Origin of the sequence: Streptomyces sp. NPDC059897 (assembly GCF_042730865.1) — a bacterium.
Classification (GTDB): domain Bacteria; phylum Actinomycetota; class Actinomycetes; order Streptomycetales; family Streptomycetaceae; genus Streptomyces.
This window is the reverse complement of sequence record NZ_JBHWKQ010000035.1, coordinates 45,252-67,006: the sequence shown is the minus strand read 5'-3', so window position 1 is coordinate 67,006 and position 21,755 is coordinate 45,252. Positions and strand designations below refer to the sequence as shown.

Annotated in this window: 22 protein-coding genes; 10 read left to right on the top strand and 12 right to left on the bottom strand. The window is 71.7% G+C overall.

All coding sequences use genetic code 11. The annotated features are described in order from the left end of the window. Positions 1 to 29 precede the first annotated feature (29 nt). Positions 30 to 1,178 (bottom strand): N-methyl-L-tryptophan oxidase, encoded by a 1,149-nt coding sequence (gene solA, locus ACFV9W_RS30090; RefSeq protein WP_385767013.1) that lies wholly within the window; start codon positions 1,176 to 1,178, stop codon positions 30 to 32. 30 nt (positions 1,179 to 1,208) lie between these two features. After that, entirely contained in the window at positions 1,209 to 1,952 is a 744-nt protein-coding gene (locus ACFV9W_RS30085) for a GntR family transcriptional regulator (RefSeq protein ID WP_385767011.1), read from the bottom strand. Positions 1,953 to 2,093: 141 nt separating this feature from the next. On the opposite strand from ACFV9W_RS30085, the gene ACFV9W_RS30080 reads away from it, so the two are divergent. The 5 genes from ACFV9W_RS30080 to ACFV9W_RS30060 all read left to right on the top strand — a co-directional run bounded on the left by ACFV9W_RS30080 (position 2,094) and on the right by ACFV9W_RS30060 (position 7,010). Then, positions 2,094 to 2,729, top strand: coding sequence for a GntR family transcriptional regulator (locus ACFV9W_RS30080; protein ID WP_385767008.1), 636 nt, complete (start codon positions 2,094 to 2,096; stop codon positions 2,727 to 2,729). Between the two features lie 172 nt (positions 2,730 to 2,901). Further along, positions 2,902 to 4,269, top strand: coding sequence for an MFS transporter (locus ACFV9W_RS30075; RefSeq protein ID WP_385767005.1), 1,368 nt, complete (start codon positions 2,902 to 2,904; stop codon positions 4,267 to 4,269). A 41-nt stretch (positions 4,270 to 4,310) separates the two neighbouring features. Continuing rightward, positions 4,311 to 5,192 carry a transketolase gene (locus tag ACFV9W_RS30070; RefSeq protein ID WP_385767002.1) on the top strand — a complete coding sequence of 294 codons (882 nt, stop codon included), beginning with the start codon at positions 4,311 to 4,313 and terminating at the stop codon, positions 5,190 to 5,192. After that, a complete protein-coding gene (locus ACFV9W_RS30065) occupies positions 5,189 to 6,193 on the top strand; it encodes a transketolase family protein (RefSeq protein ID WP_385767001.1) in 1,005 nt (334 codons plus the stop codon). Before ACFV9W_RS30070 ends, ACFV9W_RS30065 begins: the two co-directional genes overlap by 4 nt. Positions 6,194 to 6,233: 40 nt before the next feature. Further along, a complete protein-coding gene (locus tag ACFV9W_RS30060; protein ID WP_385766998.1) occupies positions 6,234 to 7,010 on the top strand; it encodes an SDR family NAD(P)-dependent oxidoreductase in 777 nt (258 codons plus the stop codon). 26 nt (positions 7,011 to 7,036) lie between these two features. Here the strand turns inward: ACFV9W_RS30060 and ACFV9W_RS30055 are convergent, their stop codons facing one another. The 6 genes from ACFV9W_RS30055 to ACFV9W_RS30030 form a co-directional block, all read right to left on the bottom strand. Continuing rightward, on the bottom strand, positions 7,037 to 8,713 hold the full coding sequence (locus tag ACFV9W_RS30055; protein ID WP_385766995.1) for an ABC transporter ATP-binding protein: 1,677 nt from the start codon (positions 8,711 to 8,713) through the stop codon (positions 7,037 to 7,039). Further along, complete coding sequence (locus ACFV9W_RS30050) at positions 8,710 to 9,960, bottom strand: serine hydrolase domain-containing protein (protein WP_385766992.1); 1,251 nt, start codon at positions 9,958 to 9,960, stop codon at positions 8,710 to 8,712. The genes ACFV9W_RS30055 and ACFV9W_RS30050 overlap by 4 nt, the downstream gene beginning before the upstream one ends. Next, the gene (locus ACFV9W_RS30045; protein WP_385766990.1) at positions 9,957 to 11,156 is read right to left on the bottom strand and encodes an anhydro-N-acetylmuramic acid kinase; all 1,200 of its coding nucleotides are present in this window, start codon (positions 11,154 to 11,156) and stop codon (positions 9,957 to 9,959) included. Before ACFV9W_RS30045 ends, ACFV9W_RS30050 begins: the two co-directional genes overlap by 4 nt. Before the next feature lie 70 nt (positions 11,157 to 11,226). Continuing rightward, positions 11,227 to 12,126: an ABC transporter permease gene (locus ACFV9W_RS30040; RefSeq protein ID WP_385766987.1), complete on the bottom strand. Its 900-nt coding sequence runs from the start codon at positions 12,124 to 12,126 to the stop codon at positions 11,227 to 11,229. Further along, the gene (locus ACFV9W_RS30035; protein WP_385766985.1) at positions 12,123 to 13,127 is read right to left on the bottom strand and encodes an ABC transporter permease; all 1,005 of its coding nucleotides are present in this window, start codon (positions 13,125 to 13,127) and stop codon (positions 12,123 to 12,125) included. Before ACFV9W_RS30035 ends, ACFV9W_RS30040 begins: the two co-directional genes overlap by 4 nt. Further along, positions 13,124 to 14,668 carry an ABC transporter substrate-binding protein gene (locus ACFV9W_RS30030; RefSeq protein ID WP_385766982.1) on the bottom strand — a complete coding sequence of 515 codons (1,545 nt, stop codon included), beginning with the start codon at positions 14,666 to 14,668 and terminating at the stop codon, positions 13,124 to 13,126. The genes ACFV9W_RS30035 and ACFV9W_RS30030 overlap by 4 nt, the downstream gene beginning before the upstream one ends. 217 nt (positions 14,669 to 14,885) lie before the next feature. Here ACFV9W_RS30030 and ACFV9W_RS30025 point away from each other — a divergent pair, with 217 nt between their 5' ends. Next, a complete protein-coding gene (locus tag ACFV9W_RS30025) occupies positions 14,886 to 15,440 on the top strand; it encodes a YciI family protein (protein WP_385766979.1) in 555 nt (184 codons plus the stop codon). Between the two features lie 90 nt (positions 15,441 to 15,530). Beyond that, complete coding sequence (locus ACFV9W_RS30020; protein WP_385766976.1) at positions 15,531 to 17,009, top strand: arylsulfatase; 1,479 nt, start codon at positions 15,531 to 15,533, stop codon at positions 17,007 to 17,009. A gap of 7 nt (positions 17,010 to 17,016) precedes the next feature. Here the strand turns inward: ACFV9W_RS30020 and ACFV9W_RS30015 are convergent, their stop codons facing one another. Then, positions 17,017 to 17,817 carry a helix-turn-helix domain-containing protein gene (locus ACFV9W_RS30015; RefSeq protein ID WP_385766973.1) on the bottom strand — a complete coding sequence of 267 codons (801 nt, stop codon included), beginning with the start codon at positions 17,815 to 17,817 and terminating at the stop codon, positions 17,017 to 17,019. A 70-nt stretch (positions 17,818 to 17,887) separates the two neighbouring features. Between ACFV9W_RS30015 and ACFV9W_RS30010 the strand changes: the two genes are divergently transcribed. Further along, positions 17,888 to 18,706 carry a phytanoyl-CoA dioxygenase family protein gene (locus tag ACFV9W_RS30010; protein ID WP_385766971.1) on the top strand — a complete coding sequence of 273 codons (819 nt, stop codon included), beginning with the start codon at positions 17,888 to 17,890 and terminating at the stop codon, positions 18,704 to 18,706. Continuing rightward, positions 18,703 to 18,972, top strand: a complete 270-nt coding sequence (locus ACFV9W_RS30005; protein WP_385766968.1) for a hypothetical protein — start codon at positions 18,703 to 18,705, stop codon at positions 18,970 to 18,972. The genes ACFV9W_RS30010 and ACFV9W_RS30005 overlap by 4 nt, the downstream gene beginning before the upstream one ends. Before the next feature lie 9 nt (positions 18,973 to 18,981). Here the strand turns inward: ACFV9W_RS30005 and ACFV9W_RS30000 are convergent, their stop codons facing one another. Both ACFV9W_RS30000 and ACFV9W_RS29995 read right to left on the bottom strand, forming a co-directional pair. Next, positions 18,982 to 19,215: a twin-arginine translocase TatA/TatE family subunit gene (locus tag ACFV9W_RS30000; protein ID WP_385766965.1), complete on the bottom strand. Its 234-nt coding sequence runs from the start codon at positions 19,213 to 19,215 to the stop codon at positions 18,982 to 18,984. A gap of 2 nt (positions 19,216 to 19,217) precedes the next feature. After that, positions 19,218 to 20,189 (bottom strand): sporulation protein, encoded by a 972-nt coding sequence (locus ACFV9W_RS29995; protein WP_385766962.1) that lies wholly within the window; start codon positions 20,187 to 20,189, stop codon positions 19,218 to 19,220. Positions 20,190 to 20,345: 156 nt separating this feature from the next. Between ACFV9W_RS29995 and ACFV9W_RS29990 the strand changes: the two genes are divergently transcribed. After that, complete coding sequence (locus ACFV9W_RS29990; RefSeq protein ID WP_385766959.1) at positions 20,346 to 20,801, top strand: tellurite resistance TerB family protein; 456 nt, start codon at positions 20,346 to 20,348, stop codon at positions 20,799 to 20,801. Between the two features lie 19 nt (positions 20,802 to 20,820). On the opposite strand, the gene ACFV9W_RS29985 is transcribed toward ACFV9W_RS29990, so the two are convergent. Next, entirely contained in the window at positions 20,821 to 21,753 is a 933-nt protein-coding gene (locus ACFV9W_RS29985; protein WP_385766957.1) for a M56 family metallopeptidase, read from the bottom strand. Positions 21,754 to 21,755: the final 2 nt, after the last annotated feature.

Genomic DNA, 21,755 nt, shown 5'->3' with positions numbered 1-21,755 from the left:
TGCGGGTGGGGGAGTGCGAGCGGTGTGTGTCAGCCGGTGGAGCCGAAGCGCGCCGGGTCGAGGAACCCGATGTCGTACGGCGACTTCCCGTCCACGACCAGGGATGCGGCGATCTCACCGAAGACGGGGGCGAGCTTGAAGCCGTGCCCGGAGAACCCGGCGAGCAGCGTGGCATCACGGGCGCCGGGCAGCGGGCCGACCAGCGCGTGCTCGTCGGCGCTGAACGCCTCCGCGTACACACCGATCCGTACGGGATGCGGGACGAGGCCGGGCAGTAGCCGGGCCACGGCGGCGGACGCGGCCTGCGCGAACGCGCTGTCCGCGCTGCGGGGCAGGTCTTCGGGGGCGTCCGTCTCGTGCCAGGGCAGGTGGTGCGGGACGATCTTGACGGCGGTGCCGTCGAGGACGGGGAAGCAGGAGAAGCCCGCCTCGTGGTGGCGCCGGATGGCGATCGGCAGCCGGTCGGGCCGGTGGGCGGCGACGTCCTTGGCGGCGAACCACGCGGCGGTGATGCGCCGCCCCTGAAGCGGCAGCCCGGCGAGCCGCGCGAACGAACCGGACCACGGGCCGGGGCTCAGCACCACGTGATCGACGTCGTACGCGCCCTGCCGCGTGCGGATGTGCCAGCCGCCGCCGGGGCGTTCGTCGAGCCCGTCCACCCGGTGGTACGGCAGCAGTTGGGCGCCCAGTTCCTGCGCCCGGGCGAGCGCGGACTGCACGGCGGGCTCGGGGCGCAGCACCCCGGCGCCCGGGTCGAGCACGGCGACCTCGTCCGCGTCGAGCCGGTGCTGCGGGAAGCGCCGCGCGGCGTCGACCGCGTCCAACACCTCGATGTCCAGGCCGTGTTCGGCGGCGCTGCCCCGAACGGCGCGCAGATCGGGGTGGTCAGGCGGTCCGAGGGTGAGCCCGCCGCAGAGGGTGAGCAGCTCGCGGCCGGCCTCGCTCTCCAGGCGGCGCCACAGTTCGTACGAGCGGCGCAGCAGTGGGACGTAGGACGCGCCCTCCTTGTAGGCGGTGCGGAAGATCCGCGACTCGCCGGCCGAGGCGCCGCGGTCGTGGCCGGGGGCGTACGCGTCGAGGGCGAGCACCTCGACACCTCGGGCGGCGAGGTGCCAGGCCGTCATGGCGCCGATGACACCGGTGCCGACGACGGCGACGCGCAGCGGGGAAGTGGGCATGAGGGTTCCTTCCAGTGAGCACGAGAAGGGTCAGGAACCGCCCGGCACCTCCGGTGCGTCCGGCACGTCGAGGACCGACTGCTCGACGAAGAACTCGGTGAGGCCGGGCCGCATGATGTGCCACATGGCCTCCGCGAGCGTGCCGTCGGTCAGCCGCGTCAGCCGCCGCAGCCGCAGGACGGCCTCGCCGGGCGGGGTCTCCAGCAGGGCCGCGGTCGGCTCGTCCAGGACCTGGGCCTCGACGTACATCCGCGAAGTGCTGACGGGGATGCCGGTGCGGTGGAAGTAGTGCAGGACGGTGAGCTGTTCCAGGTCCTCGTCCAGCAGGCGCGGGGCGAGGGAGAAGGGAACGGCGGACAGTTCGACGGCGAGCGGTTCGCCCTCCTCGTTGTACTTGACGCGCCGCAGCTCGTTGACGGGTTCGGTGTCGGACACCCCGGGCAGGGTGACGCCGGCGTCACCCGCCGGAACGACCTTGGCGGACTGGACGATGTGCGGACCCGGTACCTCGGGCCCGGTCTGCCGCACATCGGTGAAGCGCAGCAGATTCTCCTGGCGGGCCCCCTCGGCGACGAACGTGCCGCGCCGCCGGTAGCGGACCACCAGGCCTGCCTGGGCGAGTTCGTGCAGGGTGCGCTGCGCGGTGGCGCGGCTCACCCCGTACTCCTCGCGCAGCTCGGCCTCCGTCGGTACGCGGGAGCCGGGCCGCCAATCACCCGAGGTGATGCGGGCCTCGATCTCGGCCCGGATCAGCTGGTACTTGGGAATGCCCATTGATTTGATCCAACCATTCGCCAATTGACCGGTCAATAGTGTGGACGGTGACTGTTCGCCTCCGCTTCACTGTTGACAGTCGCCAGTTAGGATGTTGACACCCTGGAGGGAGTCGTCTTGTCTATTGAGCCTTTGCCCGTGATGGACCGCAGTACCTTGCGGGAGCGCGTGCTGCAGGCGTTGCGGTCCGCCATCACGGCGGGAGCGTACCGGCCCGGTGATCACCTGGGAGAGGTGGAGCTGGCCGGCCGGCTCGGCGTGAGTCGCGGAACCGTGCGCGAGGCGCTGCGCCATCTCCAGCAGGAGGGCCTCGTGCGCGCCGGTGTCCGGGGCATGCTGCGGGTGAACTCGCTGTCCGCGGAGGAGATCCGCGGGATGTTCCGGGTGCGCGCGGCACTGGAAGGGCTGGCCGTCGCCGAGGTCATCGCCCGGCCCGACCGGGCGGAGGCGGTGGCCGCGTTGCGTGCCGCGGCGGGTGAACTGGATGCGGCCGGGGACGACTTCGCCGCCCGTGTCGAGGCGGACCTCGGCTTCCATGTGCGGCTCTGCCAGGTTTCCGGCAACTCGATGCTGGTCGAGTCGTGGCGTCATCTGGAGGGCCGGATCCGCGTCACGATCATGTCCCGGGACCAGGAGGATGCTCCCGCGATGATGACGCGCGACCGGCACGCGGCCATCATCGACGCCATCGAGGCCGGTGATGTCGCGGGCGCCGTCGCCGTTGTCGAGGAGCACATGGCCGTGGCGGCCGAGCACTTCGCCGTGATCGATGGCTGAGTGCTTCGCCGTGACCGACGGCTGAGCGACTTCCTGCTGAACGGGCATTGACAGCCGGGCGCCTGGCCTGGATGGTTTCTTCATGCCTGCCGAGTGTTAACAGTCAACACTCGACTGTCGGGCGTATGGCTTCCCGGAAGCCGAACCGCCGTTGGATCAATGGAGATCTCCCATGTCCGCACAGCAATTGGCCGCCGTCCAGGGCACCCCCGCGCGGCGACGCGTCGCCATCGGCTCATCAATCGGGGCGACGATCGAGACCTACGACTTCATAGGCTTCGGCACCGCCGCGGCCCTGTACTTCAACGATGTCTTCTTCCCGTCCGAGGACCCGCTGTCCGGCACACTGCTGTCCTTCGCCACACTGGGCGTCGGCTTCGCGGTGCGGCCGATCGGCGGGATCGTCGGCGGACACCTCGGCGACCGGATCGGCCGCAAGCCGGTCCTCGTGGGATCGCTGCTGCTCATGGGGGCGTGCACGGTTCTGATCGGCATGCTGCCCACGTATCAGATGGTCGGCGCGTGGGCCGGTGTCCTGCTCGTCCTGGTCCGCGTGGTCCAGGGGCTGGCGTTCGGTGCCGAGTGGGGCGGCGCCATCCTCATGACCTTCGAGCACGCGCCGTGGCGCAAACGCGGGCTTTACACCGGAATCACCCAGGCCGGCTTCCCTGTCGGGCTGCTCCTGGCGAACGGCGCCTTCCTGCTCAGCGTGCCGCTGGGGGAGCAGTGGGCCTGGCGTGTGCCGTTCCTGTGCAGCGCCGTGCTCATCGTCGTCGGCATCCTCATCCGCCTCAAGGTCGAGGAGTCCCCGGAGTTCGAGGCACTGAAGTCCGAGGGCGAGGTGGCCTCCAACCCGCTCATGGAGGTGCTGCGCACCGACTGGCGCAACGTCCTGCGCGCCTTCTGTCTGCGCAGCACGGAGACCGCCGGCTACGCCCTCTCGGTCACCTTCGCCATGTCGTACCTGGCGAGCGAGGGCCTCGCCGACCGCTCCGTGACCCTGTTCGGCCTCATGCTCGCCTCCGCGCTCGGTATCGCGGCGACGACACTGTGGGGCGCGCTGACCGACCGCGTCGGTCGCCGCCCCGTCTATCTCTTCGGTACGGCGTTCACACTCGCCTGGGGCGTGCCGCTGTTCCTGCTCCTCAACACCGGCTCCGCGACGGCCATCGTGCTCGCGTTGGTCGTGAGCTACGCCGTGTGCCAGAACGGCCTCGCCGGGGTTCAGGGAGCCTGGTTCTCCGAGCTCTTCCAGGCCAGGACCCGGACCAGCGGGGCCTCGCTGGCCTACCAACTCTCCGCCGTGGTCTCCGGGTTCACCCCGCTGATCGCCACCGCCCTGTTCTCCGCGACCGGTTGGGTCGGCCCGGCCGTGCTGTTCAGCGCGTACGGCCTGCTGGGACTGGTCGCCACGCTGCTGACCCGCGAGACCTGGGGCCCGGCCGAGCGCGCCGAGGTCGACGCCCTGGAGCGCCAACTCGCCGCCACCGCACAGAACACCGGGACCGGCTCGGCCAAGCACCTGGTCAACGGCGGCTGAACCCCGCCCCCCATTCCCGTACGACAAGGAGGTACGCGCCGATGACATCGGTGACGACACACCAACCCCCGGCCCCGGCCGCCGAGCGCGACCGCAAGATCGCCCGACTGCGGGAGGCCGCCACCCGCATCCGCCGTCACGCCCTCACCATGGGCGAGGTCCAGGGCCAGGGGTACATCGGACAGGCACTCGGCGTCGCCGACGTCCTTGCCATGTTCTACGCACGCGAGGACGGCGAGCTGCGGCTGCGCCCCGAAGACCCGGAGTGGGCGGGCCGCGACCGGTTCCTTCTCTCCATCGGCCACTACGCGATCGCCTTCTACGCCGCGCTCGCCGAGGCCGGGACGATCCCCGTCGCCGAACTGGAGACGTACGGGACGGACGACTCCCGCCTCCCGATGTCCGGCATGGCCAGCTACACGCCCGGCATGGAGATCTCCGGCGGCTCGCTCGGCCACGGACTCGGCGTCGCCTGCGGCATGGCGCTCGGTCTGCGTCAACTCGGCAGCGACGCGCGGGTGTTCAACCTCCTCTCCGACGGCGAGCTCGACGAGGGCTCGACCTGGGAGGCCGCCATGGCCTGCGCCCACCACGGCCTGGACAACGTCACCGCCGTCGTCGACGTCAACGGGCTGCAGGCCGACGGCCCCACGCCCGGCGTGCTGCGCACCGAACCCGTCACCGAGAAATGGCGGGCCTTCGGCTGGAACGCCGTTCGGGTCGACGGCAATGACATCCCCGCCCTGCTCACCGCGCTCGACGGCATCCGTGAGCACACCGGCAGCCCCTCCGTGCTGATCTGCGACACCCGCACCGGGCGCGGTGTGCCGTTCCTGGAGACCCGGGAGAAGGCCCACTTCATGCCCGTCGCCGCCCACGAGTGGCAGGCCGCCCGCGACCACCTAGAAGGAGCCCACCAGTGAGCACCGCCGCCGCTCAGGAAGCGCCCCGCAAGCGCCTCACCACGTCCGCGATGATCGCCTCGTTCGCCGACCCCGGGCAGCGCACCGCGCCCGCCCCGTTCGGACACACGCTGAACCGGCTCGCCGAGGAACGCCCGGAGATCGTCGGCCTGTCCGCCGACCTCGCCAAGTACACCGACATGCACATCTTCCGGGACGCGAACCCGGACCGCTTCTACCAGATGGGCATGGCGGAACAGGTCATGCTCGGCGCGGCAGCGGGCCTCGCCGAGGTCGGTCTGGTGCCGTTCGCGTCCACGTACTCGGTGTTCGCCACCCGCCGCGCGTACGACTTCCTCTGCCTCGACATCGCCGAACCCGGCCTCAACGTCAACGTCGTCGGCGCGCTGCCAGGACTCACCACCGGATACGGGCCGAGTCACCAGGCCACCGAGGACCTCGCGATCCTGCGGGCCTGCCCGAACCTGACGATCGTCGACCCCTGCGACTCGGTCGAGATCGAACAGGCCGTACCCGCGCTCGCCGCACACCCCGGACCCACATACATGCGGCTGCTGCGCGGCAAGGTCCCCACCGTGCTCGACGAGTACGACTACCGGTTCGAGTTGGGCAAGGCCGCCGAACTGCGCGGTGGACGCGACGTGTTGTTCATCTCGACCGGCCTCATGACGATGCGCGCGCTGCAGGCGGCGCAGTGCCTGGAGGCGGACCACATCGACGCGGCCGTCCTGCACGTCCCCACGATCAAGCCGCTGGACACCGACACCATCCTGCGTCAGCTCCAGAGTGACCGGCTCGTCGTCACCTGCGAGAACCACACAGTCGTCGGAGGACTGTCCGAAGCGGTCGCCGCCACCGCCGGCTTCGGTGGCGCCCGCGCCCGGATCCTGTCCGCGGCGCTCCCCGACGAGTTCCTCGCGGCCGGCGCCCTGCCCACCCTCCACGACCGCTACGGACTCTCGACGGACGCGCTGTGCGCCCGCGTCAAGTCCGCACTCTGACCCACTACTTCACCGATTCGTCGAGGAGCTGCACCACACCATGACCAAAGCCGAAACGAACGTCACCGAACTCACCGCCGTCGTCACCGGCGCCGCCTCCCGGCGCGGCATCGGCCGCGCCACCGCACACGCCCTCGCCGCCGCCGGCTGGAACATCGCGGTCCTCGACCTCGACGAGGCCGCCGCCAAGGAGGCCGCGGACGAGATCGCGGACCGGCACGGCGTCCGGGCGACGGGCCTGGCCTGCGACGTCACCGACGAGGACGCCGTCGCCGCCGCCGTCGACACCCTCGCGGCCGACGCGCCGCCGATCGGCGCGCTGGTCAACAACGCGGGAATCACGTCGCCCACCGCGTTCCTCGACGTCGACGGCGGCGAATGGGACCGCATCTTCGCCGTCAACGTCCGCGGCGCCTTCAACATCACCCGTGCCGTCGCCCCCGGCATGGCCGAACGGGGCTTCGGCCGCGTAGTGTTCCTCTCCTCCGTCTCCGCCGAACGCGGCGGCGGCGTCTTCGGCGGCGTCGCCTACTCCGCCGCCAAGGCCGCCCAGCTCGGCTTCGCCCGCGCCCTCGCCCGCGAACTCGGCCCCCACGGCGTCACCGCCAACAGCGTCGCCCCGGGCCTCATCGACACGGACATCACCGGCGGCGCGCTGGAAGGCGAACGCAAGTCGTCCCTGATCGCCGGCATCCCGGTGGGCCGCAACGGCCGCGTCCACGACGTCGCCGACCTGATCACCTACCTGTGCCGGGCGGAATCCGGGTATATCACCGGAGCGACGTACGACGTGAACGGCGGGTCGCACATCCACTGACCGCCGCGCGCCGTGCCGTGGTGCCGTCAGCGCGTCCCCTTGCCCGGGATCGCCGCGATCAGTTCGCGGGTGTACGGGTGTTGGGGGTTGTCGAAGATGTCGACCGGTGTGCCCTGTTCGACCACGCGGCCCTCGCGCATCACCAGGACGTGGTGCGAGACCAGGCGGACCACGTCCAGGTCGTGGCTGATGAAGAGGTAGCCGAGGCCCAGGTCGCGTTGGAGCTCCACCATCAGGTCGAGGATCTGGTCCTGGACCAGGACGTCGAGCGCGGACACGGCCTCGTCCAGCACGATCAGCCGCGGGCCGAGCGCCAGGGCGCGGGCGATGGCCACCCGTTGGCGCTGGCCGCCGGAGAGTTCGTGGGGGTAGCGGTCCATGCACGCCGAGGGCAGCGCCACCTGGTCGAGGACGTCGGCGGCCCGCGCGCGGTGGTCGGCGCGGCTGCTGCCGATGCCGTGCACCCGCAGCGGCTCGGCGACGATCCGGCCGACGGTGTGACGCGGGTCAAGGGAGGCGTACGGGTTCTGGAACACCGGCTGGACTGCGCGGCGGAACGGCAGGAGGCGGCGGCCGTGGCTCTTGGTGACGTCCGTGTCCTCGAAGTGTGTCGTGCCCGCGTCCGGGTCCTCCAGGCGCAGGGCGATGCGCGCCGTGGTGGACTTGCCGGAGCCCGATTCGCCGACCAGGGACACCGTGCGGCCGGGGTGCACAGTGAGGCTGAGGCCGTCCACCACGCGCAGGGGCTCACGGCGGCCGCGCAGCCGGTACTCCTTGGTGACACCGCGCAGTTCCAGGAGGGGGCGCGGTGCGGGCTCGCGGGGCACCGGGCTCACCTTGGCGCGCGCGATGCCGGGCGCGGCCGACAAGAGTCGGCGTGTGTACGGGTGTTGGGGTCCGGCGACAATCTCGGGCGCGGGGCCCGTCTCCACGATGCGGCCCTCGTGCATCACGACCACCCGGTCCGAGCGCTCGGCCGCCAGCGCGAGGTCGTGCGTGATGAGCAGCACCGACGTGCCCAAGTCCCGGGTGAGCGCCGCCATTTGGTCCAGGACCAGGCGCTGCACCGTGACATCGAGCGCCGACGTGGGCTCGTCGGCGATCAGGACGTCGGGGCGGCAGGCCAATGCCATGGCGATCAGGACGCGTTGGCGCATCCCGCCGGAGAACTCGTGCGGGTACTGGGAGAAGCGGGACGCCGCGTCCGCGATGCCCGCGCGTTCGAGGAGCGCCACCGCCTCGTCGCGGGCCCGCTCCCCCCGCGCGATGCCGTGCACCCGGAGCGCCTCGGTGATCTGCGAGCCGATCGTGGCGACCGGGTCGAGGTTCGTCATCGGGTCCTGCGGCACCATCCCGATCCGCGCCCCGCGCACCTGCCGCAGTACCTTGGCGGACGCGGTGGTGAGGTCCAGGTCGTCGAGGTGCACCGAGCCGCGGGTGATCCGCCCGTTGGCGGCCAGGAGCCGGTTGACGCTCGCCGCCAGCGTCGACTTGCCCGAACCCGAGGCCCCGACCACCGCCACCGTCTCGCCCGCCGCGAGGTCGAGGTCGACCCGGTCCACGGCGACGACATCACGGCCGGAGGTCTCGTACGCCACCGAGAGGCCCCGGATGCGCAGCGTGGCACCTCCGTGTGTGGTGGCATCCCCGCGCGTGGTGGCGCCGTCGCGCGGATCGGCCTCGGCCGGAACGGGGGCGGTCATGGCGACTCCAGGGTGGCGTGTCTGGTGTGTCCGGATAGGGGTGCGGGTTCGCCTTGTTCCGCGTTTCCGGTGGAGTGGGGCGGCGGGAAGGCGCCCGCCGCCTCAAGGGCCCGTACGGTTCCGCGGTGTGCGGCGGCGGACAGCTCGTCCACGGGCACCAACCCCGCCCGGTCCGTGCTCGTGCCGTGCAGGCGCGTGGCCGCGAGCGCCAGGGAGAGTGGGCGGTCGGTGGCCACCCCGACATGCGTTCCGGTGAAGCCGTCGTGGCCGACCATCGGGACCGGTCCGTGCGGCGTGTCCAGCATGAACCGATGGAAACCCAGGCCCTGTTCGGGGTTCCGCGGGTCCGCCGCCGCGAGGAACCGGGAGCGTACGGCGGCCGGGACGAAGGACTCGTCGTGCACGAGGGCCGAGGCCAGCCGGAGCAACTCGGCCGTCGGGGCGAACAGTCCCGCGTGCCCGCCGACACCGCCCAGGGCGTGCGCGGCGTTGCAGTCGGCCGCCGTGCCACGGACGGGCCCGGTGCGCCAGCCGGTGAAGTCGGCCGTCGTGCAGGGCGCGGGGTACGGGCGGCCGGTCTCCACCATCCGGGCCTCGATCCGGTCGCCGTCGCTGCTCACGGCGGCGGTCTCCGGCGGTACGGGCCCGTAGCGGGTACGGGTCAGGGCGAGCGGATCGGCCACCCGTTGGCGGAACGCCGTGGCCAGGTCCGTGCCCGTGATCCGTTCGACGAGTCGGCCGAGCAGCATGAATCCCACGTCCGAGTACGTGCGCCGGGTGCCGGGCGGTGTGTCCAGCGGGAGCCGTTCCGCCAGGTCGAGTGCGGTCTCGCGGTCCGTCGTCCGGCAGTACAGCGGCCACCACGGCGGCAGCCCCGAGCGGTGGCTGAGCAGGTGGGCCGCGGTGATCAGGGCCTTGCCGGGCCCGATCGCCTTGCCGGGACCGACCTGGAACCCCGCCAAGTACCGCCCCACCGGAGCGTCGAGGTCCAGCCGTCCCGCCGCGACGAGCCGCATGACCACGGCCGTCGTGGCCACCACCTTCGTCACCGACGCCACGTCGAACACCGTCCCGGTCGTCATCGGCTCACCCGGCACCGGCCCTCCGGGGCGCCGCGCCCAGCCCGCTGCCGCCAGCACGGTGCCCGTGGCAGGGGTGGACACGCCCAGGCACACCCCGGCGGGGCACCGGCCCCGGCCACCCGTCTCCAGCACCTCGGCGGCGGCCCCGGCCAGGTCGACGTTCATGCGACCCCGCCGGTGACCACCAGCCGATCGGGGCGCACCGGCGGCGTATCGAAGGACTTCAACCCTGTTGACCCCAGGGTGAGTTGACCGAGGACCCGCTCGCCCGAGGCGCCCGTGCACGCCACCACATTGCCTGGCAGCCCGTGCAGGCTGTGCCAGCCGATGAGGGCGAACGCCAGGGCCTCCTTCGCGTCGGACGGCACCCCGAGCGCGTCGCTCGGCAGCACCGTGAGCCCGTCGAGCCGGTCCGTGATCGCGGCCATCAGTGAGGGATTGCGCAGCCCGCCCCCAGACACGTACAGCACGTCGAGACGTGCCTCGCGGACGGTGCGTGCGACGGTCTCCGCGGTGAGGGCGGTCAGGGTGGCGACCAGGTCGTCGAGTTCGGTGACGAGAAGGCGGCCGGAGCGGCCCGCCGCCTTCTCCGCGTACCCGGACACGTACAGCGCGTCGAAGAGTTCCTTGCCGCAGCTCTTGGGCGGCGCGAGCGCGTAGTACGGCTCGGTGAGGAGTTCGGCGAGCAGGGCCTCGTCCACCGTCCCGGATGCGGCGAGGCGGCCGTCGCGGTCGAAGCCGTCCGGTGTGTCGGGGGAGTCGGCGACGACGGCGTCGATGAGGGCGTTGGCGGGGCCGATGTCCCACGCGGCCGGGGCGGAGTCGGGGGCGGCGACGGTGAGGTTGGCGATGCCGCCGAGGTTGAGTGCTCCGGCGCGCAGGCCCTGCTGGACGTCGGGCGCGAGCAGCATCCGGTCGAGCAGCGGGACCAGCGGGGCGCCCTGGCCGCCCGCCGCGATGTCGGCGGTCCGCAGATCGCTGACCACGGGCAGCCCTGTGGCCTGCGCGATCCAGGCCGGCTGCCCGATCTGGAGCGTGCCGAGGACCGTGTTGCCCGCCACCCAGTGGTACAGGGTCTGGCCGTGGCTGCACACCGCGTCGGCGGGCGCCTCCGCGAGCGCGGCGCGGGCCGCCTCCCCGAAGGCCTGCCCGATGCGGGTGTCCAGGGCGCAGACGTCCTCCGCCGTGATCCGACGCGGTGGCAGCGCGGCCACGAGATCGGCGCGCAGCCGCGGCGTGTACGGGGTCGAGCCGTGGTGGGTGAGATGGCCGCGCAGCGTCGTGCCGTCCTGTGCGAAGTCGACGACGGCGACATCGATGCCGTCGTGCGAGGTACCGGAGATCATGCCGAGGACGCGCATCGAAATCCTCTCTCATTCGAAGTGTTCGAAGTGTTCGAAGTGTCTGGAGCGGCAGTGGCGCGGGCGGTGGTCATCGGCTGCCTCCCGCGCGCGGGTCCAGCACATCCCGCAGTCCCGCGCCGAGCAGGTTGAGCCCGAACACGAACACGATGAGCGCGACGCCCGGCCCGGCGAGCAGCCACGGCGCGACGCTGGACAGGGTGCGCGCGTCGAACACCATCACGCCGAGCGACGCGGCGGGCGGCGGCGTGCCGAAGCCGAGGAAACTGAGCGAGGCCTCGGTGAGGACCGCCCAGGACAGGCTCAGCGTGACCTGGACCAGCACGATGCCGCGCATATTGGGCAGTACGTGGGTGAACAGCGTGGCCAGGCGCCGCTGCCCGACGGCGGTGGCGGCGATGACGTAGTCCGCGCCGCGCAGCGTCAGCACGGGCCCGCGCGCGACCCGTACGAAGATCGGCGCGTACACCACCGCGATGGCGAGGGCGACCGTGGCCCGGGTGCGGGACAGGGTCGCGGCAAGGGCCAGCGCGAGCAGCAGCGAGGGGAACGCGAACAGCACATTGGTCAGCACCCCGACGACCCGGTCGAGCACCCCGCCGAAGTAGCCGGCGAGGACGCCGAGGACGACACCCACGGCCCCGGACACGGCGACCGCCCCGCCCGCCACGAGCAGCGAACTGCCGAGTCCCGCGGCGACCCGCGAGAACACGTCCCGGCCGAACTGGTCGGTGCCGAGCCAGTGTTCGCCGCTCGGCGCCGTCAGCGCCGCCTCGACGTCCTGCGCGGCCGGATTGTACGGCAGCGCCCCGAGCAGACCGGCCGCGGCGGCGACCACGACGACGAGGGTGAGCAGGGCGCCGATCAGACCGGTGCGGCTGCGGACGAGCCCCCGCAGGAGGGAGCGACGGCGGGCCGGTGGCGCGGCGGAGGCGAACGGCCGGGGCCGCTGGGTCGGCAGCGCGCTCAACGTGACCACACCCTCGGGTCGACCAGCCGGTAGACGAGATCCGTCGCCAGGTTGACCAGCACGAACAGCACCGCGATCACCAGGACCGTGCTCTGCACCACCGCGTACTCCTTCTGCCCCATGCCGAGCAGTACCTGCCGGCCGATCCCCGGCAGCGAGAAGACCTGCTCGACGACGACGGCCCCGCCCAGCAGGAAGCCGAACTGCAGGCCGCTCATGGTGACGACGGGGATCAGCGCGTTGCGCAGCACGTGCCGCACCTGGAGCGCCCGTTCGGGCACGCCCTTCGCGCGGGCCGTGTTGATGAAGTCCTCGCCGCGGATGTCGAGGACCGCCGTCCGCGTGGTCTGCGCGATCGGCGAGGCGATGCTCACGCCGAGCACCAGCGCGGGCAGCACCATCTGCTGGAGGTTGAGGGACGGGTCGGTGGTCAGGGCCGCGTAGGTCTGCCCGTTGGGGTTCCAGCCGAACGAGTCGGCGAGCACGCGCGCGAGGACGGTGCCGGTGAGGAAGACCGGCGCGGACAGCGCGAGCAGGCTCACCGTCTGCGTCGCGCCGTCCCGCAGCGCGCCCGGCCGGGAGGCGGCGAGCAGCCCGCCGGACACACCGAGCACGAGGGCCAACACGATGGCCAGGACGGCGAGTTCAAGGGTCACCGGCAGGGCGTGCGCGGTCAGCCGCGCGACGCTCTGGCCCGCGTTCGAGGAGAACCCCAGATTGCCGGTGAGGATCCCGCCGAGCCAGGACAGATACTGCCCGGCCAGCGGCTGGTCCAGGCCGTAGTACGCCCGGAGCTGGGCACGCTGCGCGCCGGTGAGGTCGCCCGCGTCGGTGCCGTACGCGGCGGTGATCTGGTCGCCGGGCAGCACCCGCAGCACCACGAAGGTCAGCACGGACACACCGACCAGAGTGAGCACGGCCTCGGCGACGCGGCGCACGACCGGGTGCGTGACGAGCCGGCCGAGCAGGCCCCAGGACGACAGCTGTACGTGTGTCGTCATGCGAGCTTCGTCTCCCACAGGCTCTGCAGACTCGCGTCGATCACCGGCCGGAACCCCTGCACGCGCGTGTTCGTGGCGATGTGGCTGCGCCCGCTGTAGAGCCAGATCCACGCCGCGTTGTCCTCGAGGTTCCGCGAGATCTTGGCGTAGATCTCCTTGCGGGCGGCCATGTCGTCGGTCGCGATGCCCTCGGCGAACAGCTTGTCCAGGGCCGCGGAGCGGTGTCCGGCGACCTTGTTGAAGTTGCCGTCGCTGGTGAAGTAGCGGGCGTACGCGGGGGCGGGGTCGGCCACCGCGCCGTTCAGGGCGATCGCCGCATCGAACTTCCCGGCGAGCCAACGGTCCACGTAGGCACTGGAGTCCAGTGTCTCGATCCTCATCTTGATGCCGACGTCGCCGAGTTGGGCCTGGATGTTCTGCGCCTCGTCGGTGGCGGTGGAGTACAGGCCCTGTGGGACGAGCGCCGTGAACGCGAATCCCTTGGGCTGCCCCGCGTCCGCGAGGTGCTTCCTGGCTGCCTTGATGTCGCGCCGCGGGCAGGGGCGGGCGTCGGGGTCGGAGGCGAAGGCGGGGGAGGTGAACGGGCCCACGACCTTGCCCTGGCCGAGCGCGGCGGTCTTGATCACCTGCTTGCGGTCGATGGCGCACTGCACGGCGAGCCGGGTGTCCAGTTTGCGGAAGGTCGCGGAGTCTGCACGCAACTGAAGCGCGTGGTAGTCGAGTTGGTCGACGGCATGGATCTCGACGGACCCGGACTTCGCGGTCTTCGCGGTGACCGAGTCGTCAAAGATGGCCATGTCGACGGTGCCCGAGCGCAGCGCCGACGCCAGCGAGTTCTTGTCCTGGATGACGCGGAACTCCAGGGAGCGCAGCCCCGGCCTGCCCCTGAAGTGGTCGGCGTTGCGGACCAGGGTGACGGACTGGTTGGCGGTGCGGCTCTTGAACGCGTACGGGCCGGAGCCGACGGGCTTGCGCTTGAGCCCGGACAACGGCTTGTCGGACGGCAGGATGACCGTGTTGACGCTGGTCAGCGCGGTGACGAGGGATGCGTCGGGCGCCTTGAGGGTGAGGACGACGTGCGTCTTGTCGGGGGCGGCCACCTTCCGCACGGCGGCGAGCGAACTGCGCGCCACGGCCTTGGTGCCGGGATCGAGGATCCGCTCCAGGCTGTACTTGACATCGGTGGAGTCGAGCGCGGACCCGTCGGAGAACGTGACGCCGGACTTCAGCGTGAAGGTGTAGGTGCGGCCGTCCTTCGAGATCTCGGGCAGCCCGGCGAGCCCCGCGACCGGGGCGAGCTTGTCGTCCTGGTCGAGGAGCGAGCTGTAGACCTGGCCGAGAACCTGCTGGGACTGCACGGCGGTCGCCGTCCAGGGCAGCAACTGCGTCGCGTCCGCGGTGATCCCGAAGACCAGGGGCCCGCCCGCACCCTTGGAGGACGCGCCGTCGGAACCCGAACATGCGGCCACGGTGGCGAGGGCGATGGCGGCCGAGACGGTGGCCGACAGGCGGCGCGTCGTGCGGCGGTTTCGTCTGAGCACGTGCGTTCTCGCTTTCCCCGGTGGACCTGGAGCGGCGCGGTGCGGCCGCCTGCGGGCGCGTACGGATGGTGCCGAGAGAACTCAGGCGCAAGGATTTCCAGAAACGGCCGTTTCCATGTGTGTTCCAGTCCGGGGAAAGGTCCGAGTGAAGGACACGGCCGCCGTCCGTTGAAGAAAGCGAAGGACGCGGCCGCCGTCCGGAGGAGAAGCTGAGGCCATGGAATTCCTCTGCTACCACCGCGACCGCAAGGACTCCCTGGCGCTGCGCCATGAACTGGTGGAGACACACTGGGCCTACATGGACCGGTACGCGAAGGAGATGGTCGCCCGCGGCCCCACGTTCCTGGACGACGGCGAGACGCTGACCGGAAGCCTGCACATCCTCGACCTGCCCGACGCCGCGGCGGCCCGCGCCTTCGCGTTCGACGAGCCGGGCTACCAGGCGGGCGCCTACCGGGACGTGCTGCTGAGACGGTGGCGCAACGTACTGGGGCGCACCATGTGGGACTTCCCCGGCGGCCGGACCGGGGGCAACCGCTACCTGGTGCTCGGCCTCGGTGCGGAGCCGTCCGCCGACCTCGACCGGGACGCACCCCGCGGCGCACACGAACTGATCGCCTACGGGCCGCTGTTGTCCGACGACGGCACCGCCTGGCTGGGCACGGCGGCACTCCTGCGGGCCCCGGACGCGGACGCGGCCCGCGCCGTTCTCACCCCGGAACGGTACGCCGACATCGAGGTGCACAACTGGGAGTTCGGCGGGCGGTCGTGATCGCGGTCTTCCTCGGCGTGCAACTCGAGAGCTAAAGTCGCGGCGCGCCCAGGAGCCGGCCCCGTGAGACGACCGAGATAGGTGACGCCCGTGTCCGCACCGAACATCGTCCTCATCTGCGTCGACCAGTGGCGCGGCGACTGCCTCTCCGCCGCTGGACACCCCCACGTACGCACCCCGCACCTCGACCAGCTCGCCGCCTCCGGGACACACTTCACGTCCGCCTACTCCGCCACCCCCACCTGCATCCCGGCCCGCGCCGCCCTGTTCACCGGCCAGTCCCAGGAGCGGCACGGGCGCGTCGGATACGTCGAGGGGGTGCCCTTCGAGACCGCCCACCGGGTGACCCTCGCGGGCGAGCTGCGGCGCGGCGGCTACCAGACGCAGGCCATCGGCAAGATGCACGTGTGGCCCGAGCGGGCCCGCGCCGGCTTCGACGACGTGATCCTGCACGACGGCTTCCTGCACCACGCCCGCCGCGAGCACCGCCGCGACTTCGCGTTCTTCGACGACTACGTCCCCTGGCTGCGCCGCCAGCCCGGCATGGGCCCCGACGCCGAGTACGGCGACCACGGCGCGGGCTGCAACTCCGTCGTCGCCCGCCCCTGGGACAAGCCGGAACACCTCCACCCGACGAACTGGATCGCCACCCAGACGACCGAGTGGCTGTACCGGCGCGACCCCTCACGCCCGTTCTTCCTGTACCTGTCCTTCCACCGGCCGCACCCGCCGTACGACCCGCCGCAATGGGCCTTCGACGAGTACCTCCAACTCCCGCCCTACGAACCGGTGGTGGGGAACTGGGCGGACGACTTCGCCGCGCACCGCAAGGACGGCGACCACGAGGCCTTCGCCGGCCGGATCGACACCAGGACCCTGCACCGCGCGCGGGCCGGCTACTACGGGCACATGGCCCACATCGACCTCCAGATCCACCGGATCCGCACGGCCCTTGACGACTTCGGCCTGCGCGACGACACAGTCATCGCGTTCACCTCGGACCACGGCGAGATGCTCGGCGAACACCACCTGCTCCGCAAGGGGTACGGCTACGAGGGCTCGGCCCACGTCCCCCTGCTGTTCGGCGCACTGCCCGACGGATACGCGGCCGGGAACACGGCCGACGAGGTGGTCGAGCTGCGCGACATCATGCCGACCCTCCTCGACCTGGCCGGTCTTCCGGTCCCCGACACCTGCGACGGACGCAGCCTCGCACCGCTGCTGCGCGGCGAACGGCCGGACGACTGGCGGCCGGTGCTGCACGGCGAGCACGTGCTGCTCGGCCAGTCCCTGCAGTGGGTGACCGACGGACACACCAAGTACCTGTGGATGTCGGGCGAAGGGCACGAGCAGCTCTTCGACCTCGACACCGACCCGCACGAACAGCACAACCTGGCGGACGATCCGGCCGCGGACGACCTGCTGAACACCTGGCGCGGCCACCTCACCGAGGCACTGACCGGCCGGGAGGAGGGCTTCGTCGCCGACGGCCGGCTCGTCACCGGACGCCCCGTCGTGGCCGTCCTGCGCCCCACCCGCGAACGACTGGAAGCGGCGGGGGCCGCCTGACTCGGGCCTATTGCCCCTGTTGACCCTGGTGGCGCCGCCCCCGCACCTCCCGCGGCGACGCGCCCAGCTCCCTGCGGCACGTCTTGTTGAATGCCTGCAGGTCCGGGATGCCCACCGTGGCCGCGACCGCGGTGATCGCGAGTGTGGAGGACTGCAGCAGGTGCCGGGCGCGCTCCATCCGGCGCCTGCGGATCCAGGCCACCACGGTGTCTCCCGTGTCGGCGCGGAACAGGCGCGTCAGATGGCCGGGGGAGACGCCCGCCGCGGCGGCGATCCCCGGCACCGTAAGGGCCGTCGCCAGTGACCGCTCGATGTGCTCCGTCGCCGCCGCGAGCGCCGGATGGGGGCGCCCGGACCGTTCCGGCGGGCCCAGTTGGGTGGTGTGCCACAGCACCGTCCACACCTCGGCGGAGGCCCGCGCCCGCGCCGTCGGCATGGCCGCCACGGCGCTCCCGAGCAGCGTGCCCAGCAGCGCCGCCTGCGCCCCCGTGTCCTGCATCACCGGCACCCGGCGCAGCGCCCGCGGGTCGCGGCCCGGCAGCCGGAAGTGCGCGTACAGGTGCTCGCTGCGCCGCGACGCGTACCGGAAGTGTGCCTCGGTGTCCGGCCGGATCAGGCTGAGGTGTCCCGGCCGGATCGGGTGGCGGTGGCCGTCGACCGTCAGCTCGCCCGCGTAGCTGTAGAGGTGCAGTTGCCACAGGTCGGGCAGCCGGAAGGACTCGTGCAGCCCCTGTCCGCCGTGGACGCCGACGCCCGCGCTGACCACCTCGGGCGGCTTGTCCAATCGCAGTGCGACGCTCTCGGCCATGCTGGAAAATTACCAGTGGAGGCCCGATACAGCCCACGACCCGGGGGCATGCGCCGTCTACGTTCGCCTCATGCCAACCAGTGAGCAGCTGCTGAGCTCCGTACAGATGGCGCGTTTCGTCGCCCACGGTTCGCTCCGCCTCGACGCGGTCGTGCCGGATGAGTTGAACCATCAGGCCGTCGGCGTCTTCGAGGCCGGAATCCCTGCCGCGCCGTACGGGACTCCCGTCCCGAAGGCCTACCCGGAGGGCTCCTTCGCCCGGAGGCTCCTCGAACTGCCTGCCGTGGCGGGCGCGTTGCAGAGTCTCGTCGGCCCCGACCCGGAGGTCGACCACCACGCCGTGCATGTGCGCGAGGCCCGTGAGGGCACCGCGCAGCCGCTGCACGGAGACGCGATCATCGATGTGCGCCCCGACGCGTTCGACGTCCAGCTCATGTACTACCCGCAGGACGTGACGCTCGACATGGGCGGCACCCTGAGCGTGCCGGGGAGCCATCTGCGGCACACCAACGAGACCGACACCGGCCGCTACCAGAATCTGCGCGGCCAGAACCGGCTGACCTGCCCCGCCGGCACCGTCCTCCTGATGCACCACGGCATCTGGCACGGCGGGCGCCGCAACGACAGCGACATCCGGCGCTACATGTTCAAGATCCGCTTCAACCCGACCGTGCCCCAGGTACGTCTGTGGGACACCAGCGACCTCGACGACCCGGCGGTCGGCGACGAACTCCGCCACGTCTTCCCCTGGTACGAGCCCGCCACCGGCCGCCTGGAGATCCACAACCGGATCCGGCTGTGGCGCGCCCTGACCGGCGACGACACCTTCGACCTGGACCACTGGGTGACCCGGGTCTCCAACCGCCCCACCCTCGGGAGCCACGCATGAGACAGCAGGTACTCGTCCTCTACCTCGCCAACTCGGCGCTCGACGCGAAGGTGGTCGGCTGGGCCCGCTACGACGGCACCGGGACCGCCGAACACACCACGGGCGACAGCGACGAGCCGCCGTACGAGACGGGCCTCGAAGCCCTCCTCGACGGCTGGCGGCTCTTCCAGGCCGCCCAGCTTCTCCCGCCGTATCCCGGCCACGAGTACGACACGTCGTACCTGAAGCACGAGTTCTTCTTCGAGAAGCTGCAACCGACGCCCTGAGGCGAGGAGTTACGCCTTCGGTGACTCCTGCCCCGGCTCCCGCGGGGGCGGGGTCACCGTCTCGCCCTGGATGACGCGCGGCGGCGGCTGATGCTCGTCGTCCTGCTCCTTCATGGCCCGCGCCTCGGCCTTGAGGATGCGGGCCGACTTGCCCGCGCTGCGGGTCAGTTCCGGCAGCTTCTTCACGCCGATCACGACCGCGATCACGATCAGTACGATGGCGAGCTCACTGAGTCCGAACATGATCAGTCCTCGTCGCCCTCGTCGTCGCCTTCGTCGTCACCCTCGAAGAAGTCCCCGACCTCGTCGACGACTTCGGCGGCCACCATGCCGCCCACCACACCGACCGCGAGCCCGGCCGCGCCGACCGCCACGGCCGTTCCCACACCGGGTCCGGAGCGGTGCCCGCCATCATGCCCGTACGAGGCGCCCGACTCGTAGGCGGAGTGGTGCTCGACCAACTCCCGTACCCAGCCGTCCACGACCGTGTGCCAGTCCTGGCGTCCGGCGTCCTCGTGCGCAACGGTGAAGCGGGTGAGGGCGTCGTGGCCGTCGGAGAGGAGGCCGCCGCGCTTGTCGGCCTCCAGGACCACCTCCATGCCGCCCGGCGCGGCGAGGAAGGTCAGCTCGATCTCCTTGACGGCGTGCGCGTACTGCGGCGAGGGCGCCAGTTCGATCTCCTGGTAGAAGGGGAGCTGCTGGCCGGTGCCGCCGATGTGCCCGTACTCCAGGTCCGCGGACGTGAAGCCGAAGCCGAGCTGCCCGAACGCCTCCAGGATCGCCTCCTGCACGGGGAGCGGCCCGACGGCCAGCTGGTCGAGGTCGCCCTTGTCCTTGGCGCCGGCCACCGAGAGTTCGGTGCGCACGCCGAGGGCGATGCCAAGCGGCTGCCCGTGCAGCTCGGTGATCGGCGTCTCCCACGGCAGTGTCACCGTGAACGGCACGCTGTGCTCGGCGCCCTCGACGAGCCGGAAGCCGCCCCCGACCACGAACCGGTCGAAGGTCACAGTGCCGTGGCCCTCGCCCTCGTCGTGCTCCGCCTCGACGTGGGCGACGAGTTCCAGGGTGATGTGCTCGATCTCGAAGTCGCCGCTGCCGCCCTTGAGATGGACCTGGCCGGAGACGGTGCTGCCGGGGGCGCTGGTCCAGTCGGGCAGGACCGTGTCGACGGTGGGCCCGCCCACGCCGAGCGAGCCGAGCAGTCGTTTGAACACCATCGGGGGGTGAACTCCCTTGTGAGCTTGTGGGCGCGAGGCCTGTTCTACAGGCGTGTAGAAGTATAGGGGTGGGGCGGAACTTTCCCGGTGCTTCGCCAGTTTCTACAGTGCTGTAGAAGTAAGGCACAGTGGAGAACCGCAATCCGAGGAGTACCCGTGGCCCTGTGGGACCGCATCAAGGAGTCCGCGTCGACCATGCAGACGCAGCTCGTGGCGAAGAAGAACGACCTGAAGTCCGGCGCCTTCCGGGACGCCTCCATGGCGATGTGCGCGCTGGTGGCAGCCGCCGACGGCACCATCGACGCGTCGGAGCGCCGCCGCGTCGCGCAGCTCATCATGAGCAACGAGGTGCTGCAGAACTTCGACGCCACGGAGCTCCAGAAGCGCTTCGAGGCCAACCTCGACAAGCTGACGGCCGACTTCGACTTCGGCAAGGTCAGCGTCTTGCAGGAGGTCGCCAAGGCGAAGAAGAAGGAGGCCGAGGCCCGCGCCGTGATCCAGATCGGCATCGTCATCGGCGGCGCCGACGGCGACTTCGACCCGACGGAGCGGGGCGTCGTGCGCGAGGCGTGCCAGATGCTCGGCCTGGCGCCGGCCGAGTTCGACCTGTAGCCCCGGCTCGGTGACCGTGTCAGAGCGGGGTGGCGGCGTGCAGCGTGGCCGCCAGGGTGAGCGCGGAGTTGGCGGACGACATGGCGGAGACCGCCGTGCCGAACCCCGCCGTCCACGTGGCGAGCCCGACGGACGTGAACGCCGTGGCCCGCACCTGCGTGCCGGGTGGCGGCGCGAGCAGTGCGGCGACACGGCGGGGCAGCGGGCCGGGAGCGGCGAACGCCGCGAAGGCCGGCTCGCCCGCCCCGCCGGGCGCGAGGGCCGCCTTGCCGATGGCGCGGGCGACCACCTTGCGGTCACCGACCAGCGCGGCGGCCTCCTCGTCGGCCCACCGCTCGGCCGTGTACCCGACGGCCGAACTCAGCGGTCGCAGGAACGGGTTGGCGCGGGCGGCAAGCCGCACGGTCAGCAGCAGGCGGTGGTGCCGGGCCGTCAGATGGGCCCGCTCGTGGGCGAACAGGGCCCGCCGCTCCGCGGGCGCGAGCCGGTCGAGCAGCGCGGTGCTGGCGACGATCCGGCCGCGAGCGCCACCGGGCAGTGCGTAGGCGTACGCCTGCGGGTCGGGCAGCACCGCGACCTGCGTGGCGGGCAGTCCCGCGAGCGCGGCGTGGGCGCGGCGGCGCAGCGCGAAGTGGCGCCAGAGCGTGCGGGCGCAGGCGGCGAGGACGGCGAGCAGTGCCGGGATGGCCGCCTTGCCCGCGATCTCGTCCTGCGGCACGGCGGCCCGCACCTCGGGGTCCGACCAGCCGTCCGGCAGCGGATTGCCCGGCAGCTGCGCGGTGCCGACCACCATCAGGAGGGCCAGGCACACCGTGCTGCACACCGCCATCACGGCGGCCACGCCGGTCAGGAGCCGGGTCGCGGTGCGCGGATGCAGCCGGTGCGTGGCGAGCCGGGCCACCGGCCAGGCCGTCAGCGGCAGCACGAGCGGCAGGAAGACGAAGATGCCCACGG